The 16,979-nt window shown below is 49.0% G+C and carries 19 protein-coding genes; 12 read left to right on the forward strand and 7 right to left on the reverse strand.

All coding sequences use genetic code 11. The annotated features are described in order from the left end of the window. Positions 1–279 (reverse strand): transposase (locus G451_RS33725; protein ID WP_027182666.1); only part of this gene is annotated, 279 nt, incomplete at its 3' end. 94 nt (positions 280–373) lie between these two features. Here G451_RS33725 and dapF point away from each other — a divergent pair. From dapF to G451_RS0115990, 3 genes are all read left to right on the forward strand, one after another. Continuing rightward, positions 374–1,228 carry a diaminopimelate epimerase gene (gene dapF / locus G451_RS0115980; protein WP_027185050.1) on the forward strand — a complete coding sequence of 285 codons (855 nt, stop codon included), beginning with the start codon at positions 374–376 and terminating at the stop codon, positions 1,226–1,228. A gap of 25 nt (positions 1,229–1,253) precedes the next feature. Next, positions 1,254–1,841, forward strand: coding sequence for a VOC family protein (locus tag G451_RS0115985; protein WP_027185051.1), 588 nt, complete (start codon positions 1,254–1,256; stop codon positions 1,839–1,841). 79 nt (positions 1,842–1,920) lie between these two features. After that, on the forward strand, positions 1,921–2,721 hold the full coding sequence (locus tag G451_RS0115990; RefSeq protein WP_027185052.1) for a 4Fe-4S binding protein: 801 nt from the start codon (positions 1,921–1,923) through the stop codon (positions 2,719–2,721). A 132-nt stretch (positions 2,722–2,853) separates the two neighbouring features. Here G451_RS0115990 and G451_RS0115995 read toward each other — a convergent pair whose 3' ends face one another. Continuing rightward, positions 2,854–3,189 (reverse strand): hypothetical protein, encoded by a 336-nt coding sequence (locus G451_RS0115995; protein WP_027185053.1) that lies wholly within the window; start codon positions 3,187–3,189, stop codon positions 2,854–2,856. A gap of 86 nt (positions 3,190–3,275) precedes the next feature. After that, positions 3,276–3,926 carry a flavodoxin family protein gene (locus G451_RS0116000; protein ID WP_027185054.1) on the reverse strand — a complete coding sequence of 217 codons (651 nt, stop codon included), beginning with the start codon at positions 3,924–3,926 and terminating at the stop codon, positions 3,276–3,278. Positions 3,927–4,239: 313 nt separating this feature from the next. Here G451_RS0116000 and G451_RS29825 point away from each other — a divergent pair, with 313 nt between their 5' ends. The 9 genes from G451_RS29825 (at position 4,240) to G451_RS0116050 (ending at position 14,508) form a co-directional block, all read left to right on the forward strand. Then, the gene (locus tag G451_RS29825; RefSeq protein WP_051261591.1) at positions 4,240–5,667 is read left to right on the forward strand and encodes an ATP-binding protein; all 1,428 of its coding nucleotides are present in this window, start codon (positions 4,240–4,242) and stop codon (positions 5,665–5,667) included. Further along, positions 5,639–6,994, forward strand: a complete 1,356-nt coding sequence (locus G451_RS0116010; RefSeq protein WP_027185055.1) for a sigma-54-dependent transcriptional regulator — start codon at positions 5,639–5,641, stop codon at positions 6,992–6,994. Before G451_RS29825 ends, G451_RS0116010 begins: the two co-directional genes overlap by 29 nt. 536 nt (positions 6,995–7,530) lie before the next feature. Continuing rightward, on the forward strand, positions 7,531–7,962 hold the full coding sequence (locus tag G451_RS0116020; RefSeq protein ID WP_027185056.1) for a universal stress protein: 432 nt from the start codon (positions 7,531–7,533) through the stop codon (positions 7,960–7,962). 150 nt (positions 7,963–8,112) lie between these two features. Then, complete coding sequence (locus G451_RS0116025; protein ID WP_027185057.1) at positions 8,113–9,039, forward strand: sulfite exporter TauE/SafE family protein; 927 nt, start codon at positions 8,113–8,115, stop codon at positions 9,037–9,039. Between the two features lie 2 nt (positions 9,040–9,041). Further along, positions 9,042–9,791, forward strand: coding sequence for a TIGR02186 family protein (locus tag G451_RS0116030; RefSeq protein WP_034642520.1), 750 nt, complete (start codon positions 9,042–9,044; stop codon positions 9,789–9,791). 16 nt (positions 9,792–9,807) lie between these two features. Then, positions 9,808–12,396: a PEP/pyruvate-binding domain-containing protein gene (locus tag G451_RS29830; protein WP_051261575.1), complete on the forward strand. Its 2,589-nt coding sequence runs from the start codon at positions 9,808–9,810 to the stop codon at positions 12,394–12,396. 24 nt (positions 12,397–12,420) lie between these two features. Further along, complete coding sequence (locus G451_RS0116040; RefSeq protein ID WP_027185059.1) at positions 12,421–12,816, forward strand: response regulator; 396 nt, start codon at positions 12,421–12,423, stop codon at positions 12,814–12,816. A gap of 39 nt (positions 12,817–12,855) precedes the next feature. Then, entirely contained in the window at positions 12,856–13,641 is a 786-nt protein-coding gene (locus G451_RS0116045; RefSeq protein ID WP_034642522.1) for a universal stress protein, read from the forward strand. A gap of 21 nt (positions 13,642–13,662) precedes the next feature. Continuing rightward, positions 13,663–14,508 carry a universal stress protein gene (locus tag G451_RS0116050; RefSeq protein WP_027185061.1) on the forward strand — a complete coding sequence of 282 codons (846 nt, stop codon included), beginning with the start codon at positions 13,663–13,665 and terminating at the stop codon, positions 14,506–14,508. Positions 14,509–14,627: 119 nt separating this feature from the next. Here G451_RS0116050 and G451_RS0116055 read toward each other — a convergent pair whose 3' ends face one another. From G451_RS0116055 to G451_RS32965, 4 genes are all read right to left on the reverse strand, one after another. Continuing rightward, positions 14,628–14,933 (reverse strand): AzlD family protein, encoded by a 306-nt coding sequence (locus G451_RS0116055; protein ID WP_027185062.1) that lies wholly within the window; start codon positions 14,931–14,933, stop codon positions 14,628–14,630. After that, complete coding sequence (locus G451_RS29835) at positions 14,926–15,645, reverse strand: AzlC family ABC transporter permease (protein WP_034642525.1); 720 nt, start codon at positions 15,643–15,645, stop codon at positions 14,926–14,928. The genes G451_RS0116055 and G451_RS29835 overlap by 8 nt, the downstream gene beginning before the upstream one ends. A 177-nt stretch (positions 15,646–15,822) precedes the next feature. Further along, positions 15,823–16,191, reverse strand: coding sequence for a hypothetical protein (locus G451_RS0116070; protein ID WP_027185063.1), 369 nt, complete (start codon positions 16,189–16,191; stop codon positions 15,823–15,825). 59 nt (positions 16,192–16,250) lie between these two features. Further along, entirely contained in the window at positions 16,251–16,871 is a 621-nt protein-coding gene (locus G451_RS32965; protein ID WP_027185064.1) for a TetR/AcrR family transcriptional regulator, read from the reverse strand. Positions 16,872–16,979: the final 108 nt, after the last annotated feature.

Raw genomic sequence — 16,979 nt, forward strand, 5'->3', positions numbered from 1 at the left:
ATGAATCACTTCGAGATCCGCTTCTCGGGAAAAAGTAGCAAGAATTTCTTGCCAAATATGAGACTTGGCCAAAGCATTGAACCGTTTATAAACAGTTTGCCAGGGGCCAAATTCCTCTGGGAGATCACGCCATGGGGCACCGGTACGGAGAACCCACACGATGCCGTTGAACATAAGTCGGGCATCTTTGGGTGGTCTACCTCGCCGTTCTTGGCGAGGTGGGCAAAGAAAAGGCTGGAAGCGCTGCCATAGATCGTCTGAAATGTTGTGGCGACTCATCTGGATACAATGCTATAACCAATCTCAATGTCTAGGATTTTATTTAGAAACACGCCCTAGGACAATCATAAAACGATGATGAAGGAGTTTCTTTATGCAGCCTGAAGGGTTCAGCGAACTCGGAGAGCGAATTCCGTTTTACAAGCTCCAAGGGTGCGGCAATGATTTTGTCATTATCGACAATCGCGAATTAGCCGTTGCACCGGATATTATGCCGACATGGGCGAAGCGTATTTGCCGAAAGGCGTTCGGTGTCGGAGCGGATGGACTCATTTTTCTCGATCATGCTCCTCAAGGGAGTGGTGTCGACTATATGTGGCACTTTTTCAATTCGGATGGTTCCCGCGCCGAAATGTGCGGTAACGGTTCCCGTTGTGCCACTCGTCTCGCATATCTTCTTGGTATTGCCCCGGCCGAGCATTCGTTTCTCAGTGATGCCGGCCCCATCAAGGCTGTTGTCTATCCCGGTACGAACCAGGTGAAAGTGCAGCTGACCCCGCCGCAAAAACAGCAGCTCAATATCGATATCGTTGTTGACGGCAAACCGATGACCGTCCATTTTGTCGATACCGGAGTGCCGCATACTGTTGTTGTAGAAAACAATCTGCAGGAACTCGACATCAAGCCTTCGGGAAGTGCCATCCGGTTCCATGAACGTTTTGCTCCGGCTGGAACAAACGTGAATTTTATTCGCGTTGAAGACAGTACGCATGTTTCATTGCGCACCTACGAACGAGGTGTTGAAGATGAAACCTATGCGTGTGGTACTGGTGCATGCGCAAGCGTTATCGTGGCTCATGCCCTGGGACTGACAGACAATGCCGCTATTGTTACGACGTCGGGTGGAGAAAAGCTCGAAGTTTCCTTATGGGATGGCAATGTCTTTCTCAAAGGTTCGGCTGAACTTGTCTTCTCCGGTCATCTCTATCTGCAAAGTCTTGGTATGTAGAACGAAATTCAAAAAGGAGGCGTCCATGGGTCCTTTTACCGGCGTCAACCATCTGGCCATGGTAACCCCGAATATGGACACCACCATTCGATTTTGGCGTGATCTGCTCGGCTGCCCTCTGGTAGCCGGGCTTGGTCATCCAGGGTATCGTCACTACTTTTTTTCCTTGTCTCCGCATGACATGATTGCCTTTTTCGAATGGCCTGATGTCGAACCTATCCCCGAACGCGATCATGGTGCTCCCATTACAGGGCCCATAGCATTTGATCATGTTTCCCTGAGCGTCGCCCAGCGCGACGATCTGTACGATATCAAAGCAAAACTTGAAGCTGCCGGTTTTTGGGCTTCCGAAGTTATTGATCATGGCTTCATTTTGTCTCTGTACGCGTTCGATCCCCACAATATTCCCATTGAGTTCAGTTATCCCGTTCCTGGTCAAGACCCTCGTTCATGTCCTGGAACCGCCGATACCAACCCAAGTGCACTTGCTCAAGAGGGAGCCAATCCTATTCCGCATGTCTGGCCAAAGCCTGAACCCTTTCCCGAGGAGGACAAACTTGTTTTTCCGGGAGAAGGTCTCGAATTGGCAGCCTGTCGAGGAGAGGACAAATAATAAAGAAAAAAGTCGGCTTTGGGGATAGACCCCATGATTGTGTTCTCGCAGTTATATCAACACGCGTACGAGGAGACATATGGAAATCGCATCGGTTGCAACAGTATTTTTTTCGCCAACTGGCTCAACACAGCGGCTTCTTTCGGCCATAGCTGAAGGAATGGGAGCGGATCATATTCAGGCTATCGACTTGACTCCCTTTGCCATGGAACGTGACGAGCCGTTACATCTCGATACGGATGTGTGCGTGATTGGGGTGCCTGTGTATGGCGGCCGTGTCCCCGCGCCTGCCGTGCGTCGGCTTGCCCGTCTTAGGGCAGCGGGACTCCCCGCGGTTTTGGTTGTCACGTATGGAAACCGCGCTTTTGAAGACGCTCTTGTCGAGCTGGAAGATCTTGTTGCCGAGCTGGATATGCCCGTTGTGGCAGCCGCCGCTTTTATCGGCGAACATTCCTACTCCACAAAAGCGACCCCGGTCGCCGAGGGACGACCTGGCATTGATGACTTTGTGGCTGCAAGAGACTTTGGAGCACTCATTAGTGATGCATTGCGTTCTGTCGATAACGCGGCCGAACTTGATCCAGTCGCTATTCCCGGGAATCGTCCGTATAAAGACATTACGGTCTTGGATCCGATTTGTCCGGAACTTGATACCACGCTGTGCTCGTTGTGCGGTGACTGTGTCGTAATGTGTCCAACCGGAGCCATTACCATTGGGGAGAGTGTTGAGACCAATGCGGAAAAGTGCATCGCGTGCTGTGCTTGTGTGAAGAAGTGTCCGACTCAGGCCCGCAAGATGACCGCTCCCCGAGTGGAAAAAGTTCGCGCATGGCTCGTGAAGAATTTTAGTGAACCGAAAAAACCACAAATTTTCTTCTGATACACGATTATTTTTCTCCGAGAGCGGCGGGGTGCCATATGGTGTGTACGTTCCCCTCGGTCCCGCTTCTTTCTGGAGAATATCTACTCCTCTTTTTGAGGTGGGGAAGAACGCGATGCGTGAGTTGTGTTTTTAGAAGAAGCTTTGCAATGCAGCCCAGCCAATAAGACTTGTCACGATCACTTGCCCCACAACGCCCAGCCAGTACGCAATAGGATCACTGTTGCGGTGATAGACGTGGGTACGCATACGAACTTTGCCCGTGATCAAAGCATCGTATGCACCATATCCAAAAAGAAACAGTGATATCCCGAGAAAAACCATTTGTGTGATGAAGTGAGGGAATGTGACTCCTACGAAGAGGAGGACGGCCCATATTATCCATATTCGATACCACTGGCGAAAGAAGAAGCTGTCATTGTGAGATGGATGCTCAAGTCGTTCTTCATGTGTCTCACGGGACTGCATGCGTGTCTCCTTTTGTGGCGAACGGCGAACGGAATGAAAGACTCATCCGCCGCTTTCATTTGTAAGTGTGTCGCGTCAAAAGAAGATCATGTGTTGGTGACAAGCCGTCGACCAAGATTATAGGCGTGTTGACAGTCTTGAGGGAAAACGTCTTCATGGCGTTTGGCTTTGGCGTCTTTGTCGAACATGCCATATTCGTATGTATCATAATTCGTGTGTTGCAGCGTGTCTGTCGACAGCAACATCTCGCATGATCCAAAAACATGCGCGAGATACGTACGGGTTTTCTCGAATTGCGGACCGTAACCCAACTCGGCGAACCGGCTTTCCGGAATGTTCATGGTATAGATCATGCCCGTGGGAATGGATCGGGGGAAATAGGTTTTACCCCGATCATCAAAGTTCATGAAAGGATACATCAATCGTTCCAGAAATGCGCGAGTGGACGCCGTTTCCGTTCCAAAATACACCGGAGAGCCGATGACAAGCGCATCAATATTGTGAATACGGTCGAGGAGTGGTGTCAGCTCATCTTGAACAGCACACACGCCGTTTTGCTTGCGATTTCTTCGTTTGCAGGAAAAACAACTGATACACCCGGAGAAGTTGAGGTCGTAGAGCTGGATACACTCGGCCTGCGCTCCAGCGGATTGAGCGCCGGCAACGACGTGCTCCAGGAGCGTGGCCGTATTCCATTTTTTCTTGCGAGGGCTCCCGTTGAAGGCGAGAAGCTGCATGACTTATCTCCTTTGTCGTGGTGATCATACGTTCGGTCGTATGTTGTTTTGTGAAGGGCCCGATAACCGGTGGTACTGCTGCACTGTATACCATGATCGGACATGAAGAAAAACCAGGGGGGCCGCGGTAAGAAGAACGCGGTGCATATTCTACGAAATTCTTCGTGTGAGCTGTGTAGACAAGATCATTTCGGAAAATATTGCGAAAATTTACGTTGTGTATGGAGCGTTTTTTGCAAAAGATTGGTCGATTTTGGCGATATCGGGGAGCAAGGCCGGCCTCGATATTCGACACGTGGCCAGGAACTCCGCTATGCGAACCATTCGAATAAAGATCATTGTCTTCTTGCTGGCATTCCTCAGTTTTATGGCGTTCAATTCTGCGATGTACTGGTGGAATATTGTAAGTTTTCGGGATAGACTTGTTGTTTTGGATGAATTTCATGATGTTCTTTCAGATATTCTTGAGATTCGTCGTTATGAAAAGAATTTCATTTTTTATCCTGAACCTGACAGTATTAAAGAAGCTTTGAATTATCTTGAGCAAACAGAAAATACGATACAAATACTTTATGATACAATGGTTGATATTGAAGGGCAAAAGTCCGTTAACCGCTTTATGGGAGAGATGAAAGAGTATAAGTCACACTTGAGTACTTTAGCGCATGGTGAGGAAACGGATCTTACGCGTACAAGAAATCTTGGAGCATCACTTGTCTCGTTCGCGCAGCAACTTCTTGTTGAAAAAAAAGTTCGCATTGATAAAGCTCTTTCTCACATTCTCTATATGCCCATTGGGGTCATGATATGTCTCTCACTCCTCATTGTGGGCGTATTTAGTTGGCAAGCGAAACAGGTTATGGATCGGCTCGCATATGTTCAGCGGGCAGCCGAAGGGGTGGCGAAGGGAGAATATGACGCCATTCAGCAAATTAAAAAGGACGATAATATCTCAGAGCTTATGCGGTCGGCATTTACAAAGATGGCCGACGAGATCGAGTCGCGTCAGGAGGAGCTTATCGAGTCACGTAAGCTGGTGTCGATTGGGACATTGACCTCAGGTATTGCACATGAACTCAATAACCCCTTGAATAATGTCTCATTGACAGCCGACACACTTCTTGAAGAATATAATAATTTGACCGAGGCCGAAGCAAAAGAGATGCTGTTGGATATTATCAATGAAACCAGCCGAGCCAGTGAGGTGGTACGGAATCTTCTTGATTTTTCCCGAGAAGAACACCATCCCATGCGTCCTTTGATTGCTTCGGAATTGATTGAAAAGACATTGAAGCTTGTTCGTAATCAGCTCATGCTCGATGGGGTTCAAATCGTCGTTGACTTTGCGAAGAATCTTCCGTTGATTAATGGTGATTTGCATTACTTAGAGCAGGTTTTTATCAATCTTTTTATGAACGCAACGCAAGCCATGCCCGAAGGCGGAACCATTACGATAACGGGCAGGGCGGATAGTCGAGGATATGTACATATTGACGTCGCCGATACCGGAACAGGCATGAGTACGGAATCGTTGGAGCGTATTTTCGATCCGTTTTATACGACCAAACCGGTGGGCAGAGGCACAGGCCTTGGGTTGTCCATTGTGTACGGCATTATTAAAAAGCACGGCGGATATATCGAAGTGCACAGTGAAGTGGGCAAAGGAACGACCTTTTCTGTCTATTTGCTGACCACAGGCCAGGAGTGCGACAATGACCGAATTTCGAGCAGCCGTCATTGACGACGAAGCCCAGACCGCTAAACATGTCGTCAGAATATTAGAGAAAAGTGGGTTTGAGACGGAAGTGTTTGCGGCAGGACATCCCTTTCTTGCCCGTATGGTTGAAAAACCATTTGACTTCGTGTTGATCGACCTGAAGCTGCCAGACATGGATGGCATGGAAATTCTGGATTTTATTATGAAGGGGTTTGAAGATGTCGAGGCCGTCATCGTGACCGGCCACGGCACCATCCCTTCTGCGGTCAAGGCCACAAGCAAAGGTGCGGCGAACTATCTGGTGAAACCTTTTCGTCTTCAAGACGTTCGTTCGGTGGCGAATGAGGCTCGGGGAAAGCTTGAGCTCAAAGAAAAGAATCGTCACCTCCAGGCAGCGCTGGAGGAAGCGCCTCCGTTGAAAGACTTCATCGGAAACAGCCAGTCCATGCTTGATGTGTTTGCCATGATTCGTAAAATCGCCCAGGTAAATTGCAACGTTTTGTTGCAGGCAGATACTGGAACAGGCAAAGAGCGGGCCGCTCGAGCTATTCACGAACTGAGTCCCAGGCGCAATAAAACATTTGTTTCGTTCAACTGCGGTGGGTTTGCCGAGGAACTCATCTCTAGTGAATTGTTCGGCCATGAAAAAGGAGCATTTACCGGTGCGTCGGCGACAAAGATAGGCTTGCTTGAGTCTGCTGACGGCGGAACGGTGTTTCTCGATGAAATAGGAGAAATGCCGCTCAACATGCAGGTGAAGCTCCTGCATGTCCTTCAGGAACGTCAGATATTGCGCGTTGGCGGAACCCGACCCATTACCCTGGATATCCGTGTTATTGCAGCGACGAACCGTGATTTGCAACAAGCCATGGCAGATGGAGAGTTTCGAGAAGATCTCTATTATCGACTCAACGTCGTGAAATTGTATTTACCCCGTTTGGCAGAGCGGAGAGAAGATATTCCACTGCTTGCGATGCATTTTCTGAAGTGTTTCAATACGCGTTTCGGCAAGTTCGTCTACGATATTTCTCCGCAGGCCATGGAAGTGCTCAAGCATTATAATTATCCGGGAAATGTCCGGGAGCTTGAGAATATTATTCAGCGGGCCGTGGCATTAGCTGAAGGAGATACGCTCGGCCTCAAGGAATTGCCACCCGATTTGTTGAATCTTGCGTTTAGTCCGTTTGGTGGGGCAGGGATGCTTCCTCTGGAAGAAGTGGAGCGCCGTCACATACAACGCGTGCTTGAAGCCACAGACTTCAATAAACATTTAGCCTGCCATATTTTGGGAGTGCCACGAACGACGCTTTGGCGTCGCATTAAGAAGTACGATCTTGAACCCGAAGACTGATTTTCACAATGCATTATCTTTCCTTACGGTTTTTTGTCGTTTGCCCATTCTTTTCCTCATTTGATTTCTGGTTTTCTTGCTGAACGCATTTTATAGGGACAATTTTTATAGGAAAATTGTCCCTTTTTATGTGCTTTTATTCACATGTTCATCTTGAAACAGAGCACTCTTCATTTGGCTTTGTAGGCACTGATTAACCTCTTTGCTCATGTTTCAATATGAACACCATGTTTGAAAGATGAAGAACGTGTTGTGACGTTGTATCTTCCTCTTCGAACAGTCTTCTTCGTGTATTTACTCAATATAAAAGAATTATAGGGATTATTTCTTATTTAAAATTGATCCATGGACCAATGTGATGCTCCGTGGAAGCAAAGGGAGTTTTCGTTTCATATTGAAACTCATTTTTGGACAAAAAACTGAAGGGAGTATTCTGTATTTGAATGAAATTCATGAAAAACAATAAGTTATATTTGTAACAAGCGCTTTCCCCTTGGCATTGGCTTTGCTTTGCGAGCTGCAAAGGAAAGTTCTGGATGAATAACGTACTTATCGCCATCGATACTTCAGAGTCCAGTTTGTGGCTGGCCTACTATGCTATGGGCTTGGCGCGTCGCACCAAAGCCAATGTGTCGTTACTTATGGTTATGGATGAAACAGCGCCGTTTTGTTGTCCGGACAGTGACGAATGGATCGGATTGCCGGAAAAAAGATTGGAATCTCTCCTTGCCGAAGACCATTCGGAAAGGGCGCATGTCAACTATTACGTGGCGCGTGGAGTATTCGACGCGGAAGTCATTCGATTTATCCAGGAAAACGCCATTACCACGCTCTTTATCGGTCAACCACCGGGCGGTGATCCGAGAAGAACGAGGTGGTTCATGGATCTGCTGGAGCGCATTAGCACGCAAACTCGTTGTCATATTGAGGTTGTGCAAAAAGTCTCGATCCAGGGCGAATCGCGATAGCTCCTCCGAGCTTCGATGGATTGCGGGGGGAGCAGATGGGTTCGGTTCCATTGCCCCGCATGCGTGCAACTTGCATCATCGGCGATCAGTGTCGGTAATGTGGTGGAAAAGGAACCAGGCGCGATCTCCAACCAGAAAAGGAGTATTTCGATGTGGCATATGTATCTTCCCATTGCCGGGAATAGCGTGAATGTCGTCCTCATCTTAGCCCTGGGCGGATTTGTGGGCTTGCTTTCAGGGATTTTCGGCGTGGGCGGAGGATTTCTCATGACTCCGCTGCTGATCATGTTCGGCATTCCGCCAACTGTGGCTGCTGCTTCCGACTCAAACCAGATCGTTGGAGCTTCCACGTCGGGGTGTTTGGCTCACTATCGTTTGGGTAACGTTGATTTCAAAATGGGATTGCTCTTGCTGGTGGGCGGTATCGTTGGTGGTGGCGTGGGGGTTCAAGCAATTAAGGTACTCCGCGCAATGGGCAATGCCGACTTTTTGATCAATGTAACATATGTGCTCATGCTTGGTTTTGTCGGGGCATATATGTTTATTGAAAGCATTCAGGGCATGCGTAAAAAGCCAGTCTCGGAAGAGAAATCGAAACCGGTCAAGAAATCGCGGTATGCCGCTATGCTTGAAGCCCTTCCTTTTCAAACAAATTTTGAGAAATCCGGGGTCCGACTCTCGCTGCTGATGCCTCTGGTCCTCGGTATTTTTGTTGGTATCCTGGCTGCGATCATGGGAGTCGGTGGGGGATTCATCATGGTTCCGGTTATGGTGTATTTGCTGCGTATGCCCATGCACGTTGTTGTTGGCACGAGCTTATTTCAGATTCTGTTTACCTGTATCAATGTCACAATTCTGCAATCCTACACGAACCACACGGTTGATTTTGTCCTTGCGTTGCTGCTCTTGCTGGGCTCGACCATTGGTGCGCAGTTTGGCACACGTATTAGTAAACACCTCAAAGGTGAACAATTGAAAGTGCTTTTGGCCACTCTTGTTTTGGCGGTCATGGTCAAGATGCTGCTGAGCCTCTTGTTGACGCCAGACGTTTTACTTGCCTACGCCGGAGGACATTAATCATGAAGGGAAAGAATCTGATATACAGCGCTGTATTTTTCACCCTTATCTTGTGGAGTGCGAGCGCCTTTTCTGCTGATGTGACCGACTTTATTGTACGTCCCAACCAAATCACCATCGGGACTGGCTACAATGGTACAACAGTGACGATTTCAGGAACAATTCCTGAGGACAGTATCGCTGTTATTCGTCTGCTGGGAGAACGCGAAGACAAAACATTCAAAAAAAAAGGCAAAGCCTTTGGCGTTTTGTGGATGAATATGTCGTCCATTACGTTGCACAACGTTCCTGGTGTTTTTTTGCTTGCCCTTGATGCTGATACATATGCTGACGGCGGCGAAGCATGGAAAGCGCTTGGTTTGGGGTTTCAATCATTTCAAGGAAAAACCGACTCGCTCATTTACGACGAGTTTGTCAAACTCAAGGAGCGAGAAGGACTCTATGAAATTCAGGAGGGCGGCATCACCTACGGTCAGGCCAAGGACGGTCTGAAAACGTTCAGCGCAGAGTTGAGCGTACCGTCGGCGTTGCGGAAAGGAATTTATGACGCACAGGTTTTTGCGGTTCGCAATGGAGCTGTGGTCGCGAAGGCCGATCATGAAGTCCACGCCGTTCTGGATGGTTTCCCGGCATTGCTTTCGACCATGGCATACGACCATAGTCTGTTCTACGGAATTGCCGCGACCATTGTCGCTATTCTGGCCGGTTTACTCATGACGGTGGTGTTTAAAGACAAAGGTGGAGCGCACTAGCTCGGGAGGTCATGTTATGACGCGGAAGGGCAGTTTTTTCGGCAAATGGTTATCACCCTGGGGTTCACAGGATAAACGGTCCTATTCCGAACTGTTCAGCAACTTCCGCGTCATTCTCAAGTTGAATAATCGCATTCTCACAGCGATATCGTCCATGAATAATAAATTGGGCGGGAGCTATGTTTTCGACCAACAATATTTACGGTCGTCATGTGAAGAACTCGTTGGCCTTGTCCGTCACCTCATCGATTCTCTGGATGCGCTGGCACCGGGAAAATACGATCAATTGCGCAATACCTATCGAGCCATTTGCGCGGAGATAGACGAAGAACTCTCCGGCCGTCCGGTATTTCCGAATACCGACATGATTTTGGCCTTTTCGGATATTGGCACCGACGATCTCGAAGCAGTTGGCGGAAAATGTGCTCACCTTGCCGAAATAGGCAATGCGATGGATGTCAAGATTCCATCGGGAATTGCTGTCACCACGGCAGCATTTCAAGCTTTTCTGGTCCATAACAACCTTGTCGACTTCATTATCGAGACGGAAGAAGACTGGTTAAAAGGCAAAGTCAGTGTTGACGATGCGTCATCTCGGATTCAGGAGCGCATCCGTGCCGGGAGATTACCATCGCGTTTACGAAAAGCTTTATGCAAAGCCGTGGAAAACCTTGTGCAATCAACGGGTGAGACCAAAGTTGGTCTGGCGGTACGCAGTAGCGCCTGGGGTGAAGATGGCGAACATTCATTTGCTGGGCAATATGTCAGTCTGCTGAATCAACGGCCAGAGCGTGTGCGTGATGCCTACCGCGAAGTTTTGGCCGGGGCCTATTCTTCCTCGGCGATGAGTTATCGCCAGGACACGGGGTATCAGGAGAGCGAAGTTGCCATGGCGGCCTCGGTGCAGACCATGATCGATGCCAAGGTCAGCGGCGTGGTCTACAGTCTTTCTCCACAGGAACCATCACGGAAAGCCGTGCTTATTGCAGCAACCTGGGGCTTGGGGGCACCGGTTGTTTCTGGGGAAGCTGCTGCCGACCGATTTACCGTCTCTCGGAAACCGCCGTATGAACATCTTTCACTCAATATTGTGCGCAAGGAATATGCGTTGCGATTGGCTGAAGGCGGTGGAGTTCGTTCGGAAGTCGTGCCGGAAGAGATTCAGACCAAGGCATGTCTGGATACAAAGGAAATTACGGCGTTGACGCGTCTCGCACTCCAGGTGGAGCGTCATTTCAGGAAACCACAGGATATCGAGTTTGCCTTTGATCATCAGGGGCGATTGTTTCTGCTGCAAGCAAGACCGTTGCGGGTCCAGATTGAGTCGAGTTGTACCGAAGAACTCTGTGATAGCCTTCGTCAGTATCCAGTTATCCTCTCCGGCACAGGCGATGTGGCACAGCTCGGTATTGCTGCCGGTCCGGTCTATCACGCCCGAGAGGGCGGACGATTCGAAGATTTTCCTATTGGAGCGATTCTCGTCGCTCGACATTCGTCGCCGTCGTTTGCCCCGTTGTTGCGTCGGGCTGCCGGGGTCATCACCGATATTGGATCGACTGTCGGTCATATGGCCACGATTGCCCGTGAATTTCGTGTTCCGGCGCTACTCAATGCAGGAGATGCCAGCGAGACCTTGGTCGAAGGAGAGGTGGTCACGTTGGATGCAGAGCAAAAGACCGTCTATCGAGGTAGGGTGGAAGAGCTTTGTCTGCATGAGTTAACGAGTGATCCCATTGAGGACAGTTACGAATATCGTTTACTGCGACGATTGCTCAAGCGCATAGAACCACTCAATCTGATTGATCCGACGGATCGTAATTTTACTCCGGAAGGCTGCCGCAGCCTGCACGATATTACCCGCTTTGTGCATGAAAAGGCCGTGGAGACGCTCATCCACATCAACCATGTGCGTCGTTTCGATGCAACAAGTACAAGCGGACGTCTTGAGATGACAGTCCCCCTTGATCTCATCGTGTTGGATATCGGGGGAGGGCTTGCTCTGGACCCTCATGACCGAGAGCATCGGCTTTCCGGAAGAAGTTCGCGTATCAAGCTGGAACAGGTTTTGTCCGCTCCTATGAATGCATTTATCGAAGGGGTGAGTGCTCCTGGAATCTGGCAATCATCACCCGTTCCTGTTGATTTCTCGAGTTTTATGTCCAGCTTGACGCGAACTTTTTCCACCGAGTTATCGAGTCCCAAAGATGTCGGTCAGAATCTCGCGGTCATTTCAAACCATTATGTTCATCTCAGTCTTCGGCTTGGATATCATTTTACGATGATCGACGCCTATGCCAGCGAGAATCCAGCCGATAATTATGCGTATTTTCGGTTTACCGGTGGGGTTACCGGCGAAGATCGTCGTGAACGACGGGCACGGTTTTTAGCCGACATTCTTGAGCAAAACGATTTTTCGACCACCCTTCAGGGCGATCTCGTGGTGGCCAGGATCAAAAAGCTCGACGCGCCCGGGATTTTGCGGCGTATGCGTATCCTTGGCCTTTTGGTAGCCTACACCAGACAACTGGACGTCTCCATGCGTGATGATGGCCATATTTCCAGTCATATCGACGCGTTTCAAGCCATCACCGCGGCGATTGTCTGACAACATTTAATGAAGGGGTGGATCATGACAGCCCAAAGCAAGACCAGCATTCTCATTTTGGACGATGAACCTATCGTCAGCAAGCGTCTTCAGCCCGCTTTGGAAAAGAAGGGATACGAAGTGGAGAGCTTTTATCGCAGTGCCGACGCATTACTGCGGATACGAGAACGCGATTTCAACATTGTTATCACCGACCTCAAAATGGAAGGTGTCGATGGCATGCAATTTTTGAGTGAGGTCAAAGAACGCTCTCCGGCAACTGAGGTTATTGTCATCACCGGTTTCGCGACCATGGAAACAGCGAAGGAATCGTTACGCAAGGGGGTGTTCGATTTCTTGGCAAAGCCCTTCAAACTTGGCGAGATTCAAGACGTCATTGCGAAAGCTGAAGCGTCTTTTCGTCAGGCTTCGGGCGCGTGATGAGTGACGCATACTGAATATGCAAACGAGGTGTTTCCTATGCTTAAGGCTTTAATTCCTGTAGAGTTGAATTTGGCATCAAATATAGCCCTGCGGTATGCCTGCCAAAAGGCTGCTTTGTTGGATATGGGGTTGCAGCCCATTCATGTGGAGGAACCGGATGGCAAATCCCATTCGGCGCAATCCGGATGGATCCGACGGACGTGGGAAGCTGGCCTGGAAGAGGCTGGACGTGAAGAAGTAGAGCGTATTCTCCATAGCGAACAATTAGATGATTGTGTTGTGATGCCCCAACCCATTGTTGCTGTTGGCGATAGAGAAGACGAAATTTTGGAAGAATTACGTCGTGGTCGTTATGATCTCTATATAGAAGGGGCCGTCTCGAATTTTAATCTCGGGACATTTCGCCAACTCTTACGGTCCAAGCTCTACAAACATATGCCGTGCCCGGTGCTGTTGGTCAAAAATTTGATTGCATCCGATCGTGTCGTGTTGCTTCTTGGCCAAACGACTGACCCAGTACAAGCCGCCAAGGCATTGGCCAGTTTCATCAAGCCGGAGACCGTGTTTGATCTGTGTGTTCATGTCACAGACGATTATACCGGGGATCCCGATGCATTACTGACCGCAGCCCGGCAAGAGCTCTCCGCACAGGGAAGGATGCCCGACAACGCACAGGTTATGCGCGGGCAACCTGAAGCCGTTGCGGAGAAATTTCGCGAATATGGATTGCTCGTTTCGACCTTGAACAGATCATCCAGTCGAAAATCAGCGTTGACCGACATCTTTGGTCGAGTTTCGTGTCCGCTGTTATTATGCTGGTAAACCTCATCGTTGGAGCTCAACATGAATATCCTCGTTGCCGTTGATGAACATCCATACAGCTCGTATGCCATAGGTGAAGTGAGCCGTTTAGCGGGCAATACGTGGCCGGATGTGACGTTACTCGGTGTCGCTCCCGAGATATCTCCCGATGAAAACAATCCCATGCTTCGCATGCTGCGCAATTATCGGCGAGATTTGCTGGCTGGCATGGGATCGACCGCCGAGATTTATGGCACAGTGAGCGACACTGGTGAATTTCGTCTGGTGGAGAAAAATGTTCTTGAAGAATCCGCAAGCGGACGCAAGACATTTCGACTCCGTTTGCGATCGGACGATCCGGCCAAATCGATTTTAACTGAAGCCAAACACGCATCGAGCGATCTGATCATTCTCGGGTGCAGCCAGGGAGAAAGTGATTGGAGCAATGATACTACCGTCTCCGGGAAAGTGGCCGAGGGCGCGGAGTGTTCAGTTTTTGTCGTTAAGGAAACAAAATTTCCTGCCAAAGTCACATGTTGTTTAGACCATGCGCATGTAAGCCAAGCGTCTTTGGAAATGATCAATCAAATCGTGACGTTGTACGGGGTAGACCTGGAGATAGTCGGTGTTCAGAAGCATGGATCATTGAAGAAAGATCAGGAACAGGTCATGGGGAACGTGTTGGATTACTATCTTGAACGCAATGTGCGGGCACTCCTTCGGCTCGTCGATGATGATGCGTTGGAATCGTTTTTTTCCATGGGAGCACGCACCGATCTCATGGCCTTGTGGGTTGGTCCAACCTCGCCGTTTCAGCGTTTTTTTCCGCGACACCGTGTGAGCGAGTTGGTCAATTCGTCTCTGTCGTCGATACTCTTGTTGCGATAATTTGTGCCCTACGCCATGTCGAGATAAGGGCGTTATCTATTTCACATTGTAGAGATGTGAAAATGCAAAGGGATTGGTGAAAACGCCAATCCCTTTGCATTTTTGAGGATTTGTTTCGATTAGAGTTGGCGTTGGACGAAAATGACGGCCATACCGATCAGCATGGCAAGAATGACATTACGTGTTTTGAGTGCCACGGCAGCTGTCAATGCGGCGGCCACAATCCCCCAGATACCTTCATGTGCGACAGAGGGAAGGACCAGGGAAAAAAGCAGGGCGCCGGGGAGGGCGTCCATACCACGGCGGAGCCTCCCGGTGCGAGGCAAACGAGTGGCAAGCAAAAGGCCGCCAAGGCGCAGGCCATATGTAACGAATGCGGCGCAGGCAATGGCCCAAAAGGCGTTGGGGTTACTGAGTTCAAGCATGAGGCTGCTCGTCGGTTGATGCGGTGTGAGCGGTCTCGTCCCGGTCGGGAATACACATCGCAGTTATTGCTCCTCCAAGGCCGCCGATAACGATATACCATTTGCCGGGGAGAACATGTTCTGCCAGAACGGCGAGAAGGCCAGCAACAAGCCAGGGCAACACGTCCTGTTTTCCCCGCCATAAACTCACGGCAAGCGCGGTGAATACCGCACAAAAGGCAAAGTCCAAGGCATACCGTTCCGGATGCGCTATGGCTGCGCCACCCAATACGCCGGCGAGTGTTCCGGCGCTCCAACAGAGATAAATACACACCCCGCCGCCAAAGAGAAACCACGTTGTCGTAGTTGGTCGTTTATGGCATTCCACCATGGTGGATGCCCAGTTTTCATCGGCGACGAGGTGCATCATTGCGATTTTTCGTCCGAGACTCGTCGTGGCAAACATAGAAGCGAGAGACGCTCCGATAAGCAGATACCGAAGGTTAATGACGAGGACGGCCAAGGTCATTTCGAGCACAGGGAGATGAGTCCCCCACATATCGACCATGACAAATTGTGCTGACCCCGCAAAAACGGCGGTGTTCATGAAGGCGATGTCGACCCACCCCAAGCCTTTTTGTGCGGCAAGGATGCCGAGAACACTTCCATAGGCGCCAGCGCTCAGGCCAAAGGGTAGATTGGCTCTGATGCCGCGCAGAAAATCAGGATGCATGGATTTCTCCGATTTGAGACATATATTCATCAGTCGCGAAAGGAGGAAACCATGCGCGTTCATCGTATGTTTGTCTAGTATTCAACAGGGAGGTAAGACTATTTGGAGATCCTCTCCCCCTCACACAGATTTATAAACAAGGTCTTCTGATCTCTTCCGTGAATTGAAGACGAAGAATTATGTTTCCAATGAATTGAAAAGAGTCTTCAATTGTTGTGTGTCGTGACGCAAAGAAAACGCTTTGGCTTTGAATGTACGGAGTTCGTCACTGAAGAGTTTGGAGAGTCGCATATATCCCGATTTTTCCAAACGAGCGGAAAGTTGTACTTCGAGTTTTGCGGCCATGTTCTGGTGTTCTTCCTGATGACTATTGTCCAGATATGATTGAATAATGAGTTTTCGAATATCGATATAGAGCTGTTTTTCCAAAGATGCTGTCGGATCAATGCGCAATGTGGCTTTCTTTGGAGGAGATGCTTTTCGTTCTTTTTTTTCGAGTTCCCATTGTCGTATCTTTGCCTCTGCCATGATATCGAAAACACTCATGATCGACTCCTTGAACGCGTGCTACGTACAGATATGGTTTGGAATGAAAAGGTATGAACTTATCGATTTATCCACTGCAGAAGGGCATTGATACCGGCGATATGATATGTCGTGCTGGCTTCAAAAGCCTGCACTATTGTTGATTCATCTTCAAAACGTTCCAGGATGGATACGATGCCGTGTGTTGTATCCGTGAGTATCTTTTCTACCATAAAGGAAAAAAGCGGAGAGTTTCGTATTTTGGGAAATTGTTCATAGGCTTGTTGTAATGTTTGTGTTGTCATGGTTTCAATGTATTCACGAGAGAAATCCTCATACGGAGAGCCTTCTGAGCGTGAAAGCAGAATGATAACTTTCAAACGATTGTGAATCCAAAAACGAAGTAATGCCGAAGCTGCATCTGATGAAAGAGATTGATCGACGACGAGACCGTTTGGTTGCGTGAATGCGGAAATTCTTTTTTGTGTAACATTATGGAATTCTTTGAGAAAAGTTGGCGGTATGACGGAAAGAAAGAGGGCTTCTTTGTTCGGATAGTAGGTGTAAATGGTGCCTGTCGCAACGCTTGCTTCCCGAGCAATGGCACTCATTGTCGTTTTTTTGAAACCTGTCTTTGCAAAAACGGCTTCTGCTGCCTGGAAAATAGTGTTGCGGACGCTTTCTTTCAGGACTTGAACCATGTGCATTCTCCTTTTGATCAAAAATGAATTTAATATTCATTTTTAAGAGAAAAAACACAGGTGATCGGAGGCTGTCAACGGAAGAGCACACAAAAAAGATTGGCAAAG

It is taken from the genome of Desulfovibrio inopinatus DSM 10711 (genome assembly GCF_000429305.1).
In the GTDB taxonomy this organism is placed as follows: domain Bacteria; phylum Desulfobacterota; class Desulfovibrionia; order Desulfovibrionales; family Desulfovibrionaceae; genus Alteridesulfovibrio; species Alteridesulfovibrio inopinatus.

Excerpts from the sequence above, each read along its gene's own strand:
- G451_RS0115985 (WP_027185051.1), top strand. The coding sequence starts at position 1,254 with ATGGGTCCTTTTACCGGCGTCAACCATCTGGCCATGGTAACCCCGAAT.
- G451_RS29825 (WP_051261591.1), top strand. The coding sequence starts at position 4,240 with ATGCGAACCATTCGAATAAAGATCATTGTCTTCTTGCTGGCATTCCTC.
- G451_RS29835 (WP_034642525.1), bottom strand. The coding sequence starts at position 15,645 with ATGCATCCTGATTTTCTGCGCGGCATCAGAGCCAATCTACCCTTTGGC.
- G451_RS0116030 (WP_034642520.1), top strand. The coding sequence starts at position 9,042 with ATGAAGGGAAAGAATCTGATATACAGCGCTGTATTTTTCACCCTTATC.
- G451_RS32965 (WP_027185064.1), bottom strand. The coding sequence starts at position 16,871 with ATGGTTCAAGTCCTGAAAGAAAGCGTCCGCAACACTATTTTCCAGGCA.
- G451_RS0116055 (WP_027185062.1), bottom strand. The coding sequence starts at position 14,933 with ATGCTTGAACTCAGTAACCCCAACGCCTTTTGGGCCATTGCCTGCGCC.
- G451_RS0115995 (WP_027185053.1), bottom strand. The coding sequence starts at position 3,189 with ATGCAGTCCCGTGAGACACATGAAGAACGACTTGAGCATCCATCTCAC.
- G451_RS0116045 (WP_034642522.1), top strand. The coding sequence starts at position 12,856 with ATGCTTAAGGCTTTAATTCCTGTAGAGTTGAATTTGGCATCAAATATA.
- dapF (WP_027185050.1), top strand. The coding sequence starts at position 374 with ATGCAGCCTGAAGGGTTCAGCGAACTCGGAGAGCGAATTCCGTTTTAC.
- G451_RS0116020 (WP_027185056.1), top strand. The coding sequence starts at position 7,531 with ATGAATAACGTACTTATCGCCATCGATACTTCAGAGTCCAGTTTGTGG.
- G451_RS29830 (WP_051261575.1), top strand. The coding sequence starts at position 9,808 with ATGACGCGGAAGGGCAGTTTTTTCGGCAAATGGTTATCACCCTGGGGT.
- G451_RS0115990 (WP_027185052.1), top strand. The coding sequence starts at position 1,921 with ATGGAAATCGCATCGGTTGCAACAGTATTTTTTTCGCCAACTGGCTCA.
- G451_RS0116000 (WP_027185054.1), bottom strand. The coding sequence starts at position 3,926 with ATGCAGCTTCTCGCCTTCAACGGGAGCCCTCGCAAGAAAAAATGGAAT.
- G451_RS0116050 (WP_027185061.1), top strand. The coding sequence starts at position 13,663 with ATGAATATCCTCGTTGCCGTTGATGAACATCCATACAGCTCGTATGCC.
- G451_RS0116070 (WP_027185063.1), bottom strand. The coding sequence starts at position 16,191 with ATGAGTGTTTTCGATATCATGGCAGAGGCAAAGATACGACAATGGGAA.
- G451_RS0116025 (WP_027185057.1), top strand. The coding sequence starts at position 8,113 with ATGTGGCATATGTATCTTCCCATTGCCGGGAATAGCGTGAATGTCGTC.
- G451_RS0116010 (WP_027185055.1), top strand. The coding sequence starts at position 5,639 with ATGACCGAATTTCGAGCAGCCGTCATTGACGACGAAGCCCAGACCGCT.
- G451_RS0116040 (WP_027185059.1), top strand. The coding sequence starts at position 12,421 with ATGACAGCCCAAAGCAAGACCAGCATTCTCATTTTGGACGATGAACCT.